The following is a 7,096-nucleotide window of genomic DNA, read 5'->3' as shown; positions in this document are numbered from 1 at the left end:
CTGTCCGACGCGCTGGCCGCCGAGGTCACCCGCACCTACTTCCCGATCAACCCCTACACCGGGCTGTCCATGGCGGGCATTTCTCATGAGGCAACGACTCCCCCTACGCGGGCATCTTGACGTGAGGCAACGGGTCAACTTAGGCGGGGTTGTGGACAGGTGGGGTGGGTGTGGATAACCGGTGGGCAAGGGGGTGGGTGGGGGGTCAGGATGTCGGTATGACGTGGTCCGGGCTGCTGGCCTTTCTGCTTGCTTCGCTTGTGCTCGCGATGGTGCCTGGGGTGGGTACGGCGATGTTGCTCAAGCAGTCGGTGCGGGGTGGGCGGCGCGGGGCGTTGGCCACGGTCGCGGGCATGGAGGTCGGGGTTGCGGTGTGGGCGGTGGCGGCGGGGTTGGGACTGTCGGTGCTGCTGGTGGCGTCGCGGCTGGCCTATGAGGGGTTGCGGATCGCGGGGGTGTGCGTGTTGCTGTGGTTCGGGGTGAAGGCGCTGTTCGGGCGCCATAAGCCGGACGTCGACGCGCCGACGGCGGGGTCGGGGTTCAGGGCGGGGTTGCTGGTGAACCTGGCCAACCCGAAGCTGGCGGTGTTCGCGATCTCGTTTTTGCCGCAGTTCGTGCCGGCGGGGAGTGCGCGCTGGACGTTGTTGCTGCTGGCCGGGCTGTGGGTGGTCGTGGACACCGTGTGGTACCTGGGCATCGTGGTGCTGCTCAGCGCCATCCTGAGGTGGCTGAAGCGGTCGGAGATCCGGCGGCGGCTGGAGCGGGCGTCGGGGGCGGTGCTGATCGCGTTGGGGATCAGGCTGGCTGTGTCCAATTCAATGTGAGGCAGGGCTGGCAGCACTACTCCGCGTTGTCGACCGGCCTTGCGTATCACCGGCGAGTCTACTTAGGACGTCGAGCGCCACGGGAGGTCGGGGAGCGAGGCCATGGCGCAGAAGCCGTCCAGGCGGGCCAGCTCGTCGTAGCGGCCGGCGAGGATGTGGGCGCGGATCCGTTGGGCCTGGCTGGTGGTGGGGAGCTGGCCGATGAACAGGAACGGGAGGGCCAGGCGCCAGCCGGCCAGCGCCGCGGAGCGGTGCCGGTGAGGGGCGCGCAGGCCGGCCACGGCCACCCGGAGGGCGTGCTCGTTGGGCGTCATCCTGCGGTGTTGCAGGGCCTGGTGGTCCCAGGCCCAGCGGGCGGCGTCGGACGCGGCGCAGGCGACGCAGCCGGGGTCGCCTGAGCCGAGCTGACCGCCGCACTCGGCGCAGCGCAGCAGCCACAGGGCCCAGTCGGTGCAGGTCCAGGGGTAGGCGCCGACCTCGTCGGACAGGACCCGGCGGGCGAGGTCCAGCTCCTCGTCGGTGCCCGCTTGGACGCCGGTCGAGGACAGGAGGTGACGCCAGTCGGCCCACCAGAGGTCGTCGATGCGCTCGGCGCAGATCGCGCAGTCGGGGTAGCCGCGGCCGACCAGCTCGCCGCAGTTCGAGCACAGCGCCGCCTCGGTGGGGCGGTCCACCCGCCGGCCACCGGGTGGGAAGGGCTGAAGCTCGGCCATTTCCGAACCGTACGCCGAAGTGGTCATGTCGATCCCCTGGCGGGGCCGTACCGAGTCTGACTATCGTCGGAACGGCCAACTGAACACCACGCGGGAGCTCGCGCCGAAGCGGGCTGAGAGGGCGGCTGGGTCACCCCGGCGCCGCCGACCGCCTGAACCTGACCGGGTAATGCCGGCGTAGGGAGGAATTCCTCGTGGCTGTATCCGATTTTCTGGCTCGATCGCGTAGCGCGAGCCTGCAGGATCGCTCCGTCCGTCCCAGCGTGACCACCGGGCCGATCACCGGGTCCCACAAGATCTACCGGGAAGCCGACGGCCTGCGCATCCCGTTCCGAAGGGTGGAGCTGACCAACGGCGAGCATCTCGACCTCTACGACACCTCCGGACCGTACACCGACCCCACGGCCACGATAGACGTCCATAGTGGACTCCCACGGCTGCGGGAGAGCTGGATCGCCGAGCGCGAGCCGGTCGACGGCGCGGTCACCCAGCTCGCGTACGCGAAGGCCGGGATCATCACCAAGGAGATGCGGTTCTGCGCCGAACGGGAGGGCATGGACCCGGAGTTCGTCCGCCGGGAGGTGGCCATCGGCCGGGCGGTGATCCCGGTCAACCGCAACCATCCCGAGTCCGAGCCGGCGATCATCGGCAAGAAGTTCCTCGTCAAGATCAACGCCAACATCGGCAACTCGGCGGTGAGCTCGTCCATCGAGGACGAGGTGGACAAGATGGTCTGGGCCACCCGCTGGGGCGCGGACACCGTGATGGACCTGTCCACCGGCAAGCGGATCCACGAGACTCGCGAGTGGATCCTGCGCAACTCGCCGGTCCCGGTCGGGACCGTGCCGATCTACCAGGCGCTGGAGAAGGTCGGTGGCGACCCCACCCGGCTGTCCTGGGAGGTGTACCGGGACACCGTGATCGAACAGTGCGAGCAGGGTGTCGACTACATGACCGTGCACGCCGGCGTGCTCCTTCGCTACGTCCCGCTGACCGCGAACCGGATCACCGGGATCGTCTCGCGCGGCGGATCGATCATGGCCGCCTGGTGCCTCGCGCACCACCGGGAGAGCTTCCTCTACACACACTTCACCGAACTGTGCGACATCCTGCGCACCTACGACGTGACCTTCTCGCTGGGTGACGGGCTGCGGCCGGGGTGCATCGCCGACGCCAACGACGAGGCCCAGCTCGCCGAGCTGCGCACGCTTGGCGAGCTGACCCACATCGCCCGCGAGCGCGACGTGCAGGTGATGATCGAGGGGCCGGGCCACGTCCCGATGCACAAGATCGCCGAGAACGTGCGGTTGGAGGAAGAGGTATGCGGCGAGGCGCCGTTCTACACCCTCGGTCCACTCGCGACGGACATCGCACCGGCCTACGACCACATCACGTCGGCGATCGGCGCCGCGCAGATCGGCTGGGCCGGCACCGCGATGCTGTGCTACGTCACGCCCAAGGAGCACCTCGGCCTGCCCGACCGGAACGACGTGAAGACCGGCGTGATCACCTACAAGATCGCCGCGCACTCGGCCGACCTGGCCAAGGGGCACCCGCGTGCCCAGGAGTGGGACGACGCGCTGTCCAAGGCCCGGTTCGAGTTCCGCTGGATCGACCAGTTCAACCTGTCGCTGGACCCGGACACCGCGCGCGCGTTCCACGACGAGACGCTGCCCGCGGAGCCGGCCAAGACCGCGCACTTCTGCTCGATGTGCGGCCCGAAGTTCTGCTCCATGCGGATCACCCAGGACGTGCGCAAGTACGCCGCGGAGCACGGGCTGTCCGATGTGGACGCCATCGAGGCCGGCATGCGGGAGATGGCCGTGGAGTTCCACAAGCACGGTGACCACCTGTATCTGCCCATCGTGGACAAGCAGTGATCCCACGCGCGCTGACCATCGCGGGGTCGGACTCCGGCGGCGGCGCCGGGCTGCAGGCCGATCTGCGCACGTTCTTCGCCTGCGGGGTGCACGGGATGACCGCGGTCACCGCGGTCACCGTGCAGAACTCCTTGCGGGTGAGCGGGGTCGTGGAGATCCCGGCCGACGTCGTGGCCGCGCAGATCGAGACGGTGGCCACCGACATCGGGGTGAACGCCGCGAAGACCGGCATGCTGGCCACCGCGGAGATCATCTCCGCGGTGGCCAAGGCGTGCGACCGGGTCCACATCGGACGCGACGGGCAGATCCCGTTCGTGGTGGACCCGGTCGCGGCCTCGATGCACGGTGACCAGTTGCTGCGCGACGACGCGCTGGACGCGCTGCGCGACGAGCTGTTCCCGCGGGCGACGCTGGTCACCCCGAACCTGGACGAGGTCCGGCTGCTCACCGGGATCGACGTGCGGACGCCCGACGATCAGCGCGCCGCGGCCGTGGCGCTGATCGGGCTGGGTCCGAAGTGGGCGTTGGTCAAGGGCGGGCACATGCGCGACGACCCGCAGTGCGTCGACCTGCTCTACGACGGCGCCGAGTTCACCGAGCTGCCGGCGCCCCGTGAGGACACCAGGCACACCCACGGCGGCGGCGACACGATGGCCTCGGCGATCACCTCGGCGCTGGCCCGCGGGACGGACGTGGCGCAGGCCGTGCGGTTCGGCAAGCGGTTCGTCACCCGGTCCGTGCGGGACGCCTACCCGCTCGGCTCCGGAGTCGGCCCGGTGTCGCCGTTCTGGCGACTGGCCGGCGAGGATATCGCGTAGGGCTCGAGGTCCAGCCAGTCGAGGCGGACGTCGGCGAGGCGGCTGTAGAGGCGCACCAGCCGGTCCGGGTCGTCGGCGGTATGGGTCTTCGCGGAGTCCGGGTCGTAGTGGAGAGTTCGGCCGAACGTGCGGAAGTGCATGCCCCAGCCCATGACCATCAGGTCCTCGGAGTCGAGGTACGTGCCATAGAGAGCGTACGGCCGGGGCTTGTGCAATTGGGCGCCGCGGCCAGGGCTGCCATCGTCTCGTCCATGACGAGACCGTGACTCTATGTCCTTTTGGAAATACAATATGCCCGATCGTGTAATTGCGTGTCCCGCCATGGGATACGAGCATCTGCGTGTGCCGGAGAATCCGAACCCTGGCGTCCGATCCCGACAGGTATCCAACCAGCTTCGCCAGCTCCGCGAGAGCACGGGGATGACCGGTGTGGAAGTGGCCAAGGCGCTGGGCATGTCGCAGAGCAAGATCAGCCGCCTCGAGACGGGGAGCCGCCCGTTGCGGGCGGATGACGTGTCCGCACTGCTCGGGTTGTACAAGGTGCCGGAGCGGGAACGGGAGAAAATCCTTGACCAGGTAAGGAAATCCGCCGAGCGCGGCTGGTGGGAGAGCCAGGGCCTCGGCCTGCCCGAGCTGTGGAAGGCGCTGATCGACTTCGAGTCCCGCGCCACTCGGATCCAGAACTACGAAGCCTTGTTCATCCCGGGCTTGCTTCAGACCGCCGAGTACACCGGCGCGATCATCCAAGGCATCAACAAGACCATCTCCGAGGCCGAGCTGACCAACCTCGTGGCCTCCCGGATGGCACGGCAGGCCGTTCTGCGGCGACCCCACGTGCAGTTCCTGGCCGTCATCGACGAGGGTGCGCTGCGGCGACCGATCACCGAGCGTGGCGTGATGCGCCGCCAGTTGCGCCAACTGGCGGAAACCGCCGAGCGTCCCAACATCACGGTGCGTGTCGTGCCGTTGCAGGCAGGGCCACACGCAGGGCTGCGTGGCGCCTTCGCGATCCTCGAGTTCGCCGAGGAACCCAGCCTGGCGTTCATCGAGAACCACCACGTGGACATGTTCCTGGGCGAGAAGGAAGACGTCGCCGCCTATCGTGTCGCCCTTGGCAATATCCTGAACGAGGCACTGCAACCGGCCGAGTCCGTGGAGTTGATCTCCAAGATCGCCGGGGAGCACGAATAAGAGGAGATGGCGGCATGTACGCGCTTGGCCTGGGCACGGCGAGGTGGCGCAAGAGCAGCCGCAGCAGCGATCACGCCAACTGTGTGGAAGTCGCGCATCTGCCATGCGAGTGGCGCAAGAGCAGCCGAAGCACCGATCACGCGAACTGTGTGGAGGTGGCGTTTGCCGGGCCCGCTGTCGCGGTGCGTGACTCGAAGAACGCCGGTGGGCCGGTGCTGGCGTTCCCCTCGGCCGGCTGGGTGATGTTCGTATCCACACGTTCGGGCGCCTGACGTCGGACGTTCGTGTTGAATCGGGCGCGTGATGTCCCGGGAACAGATCCGCGCCCTCGTCGAGCACCGGCGGTTCCAGCACTTCATCATCACGGTGATCATCCTCAACGCGATCACGCTCGGACTGGAGACGTCACCGTCGATCGTCGCCAAGGCCGACGGGTTCCTGCACGCCGCCGACCGGATCGCGTTGGCGATCTTCGTGGTGGAGCTGGTGCTGCGGCTGTACGCGCACGGGTGGAAGTTCTTCGCCGACCCGTGGAGCGTGTTCGACTTCATCATCGTCGGCATCGCGCTGATCCCGAGCACCGGGGCGTTCTCCGTGCTGCGTGCCCTGCGGGTGCTGCGCGTGCTGCGGCTGATCTCCATGGTGCCCGCGATGCGCCGGGTGGTGTCCGGGCTGCTCGCCTCGGTGCCCGGGATGGCGTCGATCGGGCTGCTGCTGAGCCTGGTGCTGTACGTGGCCGGGGTGATGGCCACCAAGCTGTTCGGGCACATCTCCCCGGAGTACTTCGGTGATCTCGGGACCACGCTGTTCACCCTGTTCCAGACCATGACCGGGGAGGCCTGGCCGGAGGTCGCCCGCACCGTGATGGCCCAGGCCCCGATGGCCTGGATCTTCTTCGTGATCTACATTCTGGTCTCCACGTTCGCCGTGCTGAACCTGTTCATCGCCGTGATCGTCAGCGGCATGGAGCGCGGCGTGACCGACGAGCTGACCGCCGCCGAGGAGAAGCACGCCGCCGACCAGGCCGCCTCCGACAAGCTCCTGCTCGACGAGATCCGGGCCCTGCGCCGGGAGGTCGCCGAGCTGCGCGCCGAACGCGCCCCCGAGCCGCGCTAGCCGATCAGCAGCCGGGCATAGTTGGCCAGCGAGCGCTGGTACCGCGGCAGGTGCGGGGCCAGCGCGCCGAGCGCAAGGGACACCGCCTCCCGCTCCCGCCCGACGTCGGTGAGGGCCAGCGCAAGGAAGGCCCGGACCGCGTCGTCGAGATGGTCCGACCCGGCCTCCAGCTCGGCCGTGAGCAGCTCCACACTCCGCTCGGGCTCGCCGAGGTTGCGCAGCGAGCTGGCCAGCTGGATCACCGCCCGGCGCCGGCGCTCGCCGGTCAGCCCGCGGTCGAGGGCCTTGCGGTACAGCGGCACCGCGCGGTCCGGATGACCGGTCGAGTCGAACGCGCAGGCCCGCTCGAAGTCGGCCATCGCGTTGCCCGGCGGCAGCTCGGCCGCGAGCTTGTCGATCAACTCACGGAACTCCGCCTCGGTGTGCCGGTCGATCGACGCCCACGCCTCCGCCAGCCGCTGCTCCCACTCCTCGGTCACCCGGCCAGCCTGGCACAGACGGTGGGGAACGCCTGCACGAAGGCGGAACACGCCTGCACGAACGCGGGACACGGC

The 7,096-nt window shown here is 68.9% G+C and carries 9 protein-coding genes and 1 riboswitch; of the genes, 6 read left to right on the top strand and 3 right to left on the bottom strand.

Translation table 11 applies throughout. The features are described 5' to 3' along the window. Nucleotides 1-218: 218 nt before the first annotated feature. Nucleotides 219-824 (top strand): LysE family translocator, encoded by a 606-nt coding sequence (locus VGX25_RS15250; RefSeq protein WP_326918440.1) that lies wholly within the window; start codon nt 219-221, stop codon nt 822-824. Between the two features lie 62 nt (nt 825-886). Here the strand turns inward: VGX25_RS15250 and VGX25_RS15245 are convergent, their stop codons facing one another. Next, the gene (locus VGX25_RS15245; protein WP_326918439.1) at nt 887-1,537 is read right to left on the bottom strand and encodes a hypothetical protein; all 651 of its coding nucleotides are present in this window, start codon (nt 1,535-1,537) and stop codon (nt 887-889) included. Between the two features lie 80 nt (nt 1,538-1,617). Continuing rightward, a riboswitch (TPP riboswitch) is annotated at nt 1,618-1,738 on the top strand. Nucleotides 1,739-1,800: 62 nt separating this feature from the next. Between VGX25_RS15245 and thiC the strand changes: the two genes are divergently transcribed. Continuing rightward, nucleotides 1,801-3,417: a phosphomethylpyrimidine synthase ThiC gene (gene thiC / locus VGX25_RS15240; RefSeq protein ID WP_326918438.1), complete on the top strand. Its 1,617-nt coding sequence runs from the start codon at nt 1,801-1,803 to the stop codon at nt 3,415-3,417. Next, the gene (gene thiD, locus VGX25_RS15235; RefSeq protein ID WP_326918437.1) at nt 3,414-4,235 is read left to right on the top strand and encodes a bifunctional hydroxymethylpyrimidine kinase/phosphomethylpyrimidine kinase; all 822 of its coding nucleotides are present in this window, start codon (nt 3,414-3,416) and stop codon (nt 4,233-4,235) included. The genes thiC and thiD overlap by 4 nt, the downstream gene beginning before the upstream one ends. On the opposite strand, the gene VGX25_RS15230 is transcribed toward thiD, so the two are convergent. After that, nucleotides 4,166-4,450 carry a hypothetical protein gene (locus VGX25_RS15230; protein WP_326918436.1) on the bottom strand — a complete coding sequence of 95 codons (285 nt, stop codon included), beginning with the start codon at nt 4,448-4,450 and terminating at the stop codon, nt 4,166-4,168. The two genes, thiD and VGX25_RS15230, sit on opposite strands and share 70 nt — an antisense overlap. Before the next feature lie 106 nt (nt 4,451-4,556). Here VGX25_RS15230 and VGX25_RS15225 point away from each other — a divergent pair, with 106 nt between their 5' ends. The 3 genes from VGX25_RS15225 to VGX25_RS15215 are packed head-to-tail and all read left to right on the top strand — an operon-like array spanning nt 4,557 to nt 6,542. Next, nucleotides 4,557-5,426 carry a helix-turn-helix transcriptional regulator gene (locus tag VGX25_RS15225; RefSeq protein WP_326918435.1) on the top strand — a complete coding sequence of 290 codons (870 nt, stop codon included), beginning with the start codon at nt 4,557-4,559 and terminating at the stop codon, nt 5,424-5,426. 14 nt (nt 5,427-5,440) lie between these two features. Continuing rightward, entirely contained in the window at nt 5,441-5,698 is a 258-nt protein-coding gene (locus VGX25_RS15220) for a DUF397 domain-containing protein (RefSeq protein ID WP_326918434.1), read from the top strand. A 28-nt stretch (nt 5,699-5,726) separates the two neighbouring features. Beyond that, complete coding sequence (locus VGX25_RS15215; protein WP_326918433.1) at nt 5,727-6,542, top strand: ion transporter; 816 nt, start codon at nt 5,727-5,729, stop codon at nt 6,540-6,542. Here VGX25_RS15215 and VGX25_RS15210 read toward each other — a convergent pair. Then, nucleotides 6,539-7,021, bottom strand: coding sequence for a tetratricopeptide repeat protein (locus VGX25_RS15210; RefSeq protein WP_326918432.1), 483 nt, complete (start codon nt 7,019-7,021; stop codon nt 6,539-6,541). The two genes, VGX25_RS15215 and VGX25_RS15210, sit on opposite strands and share 4 nt — an antisense overlap. Nucleotides 7,022-7,096: the final 75 nt, after the last annotated feature.

This window comes from Actinophytocola sp., assembly GCF_035942955.1.
GTDB lineage: Bacteria > Actinomycetota > Actinomycetes > Mycobacteriales > Pseudonocardiaceae > DASYTH01.
The sequence above is the reverse complement of the archived record's forward strand: the minus strand, read 5'-3'. Positions and strand labels throughout refer to the sequence as shown.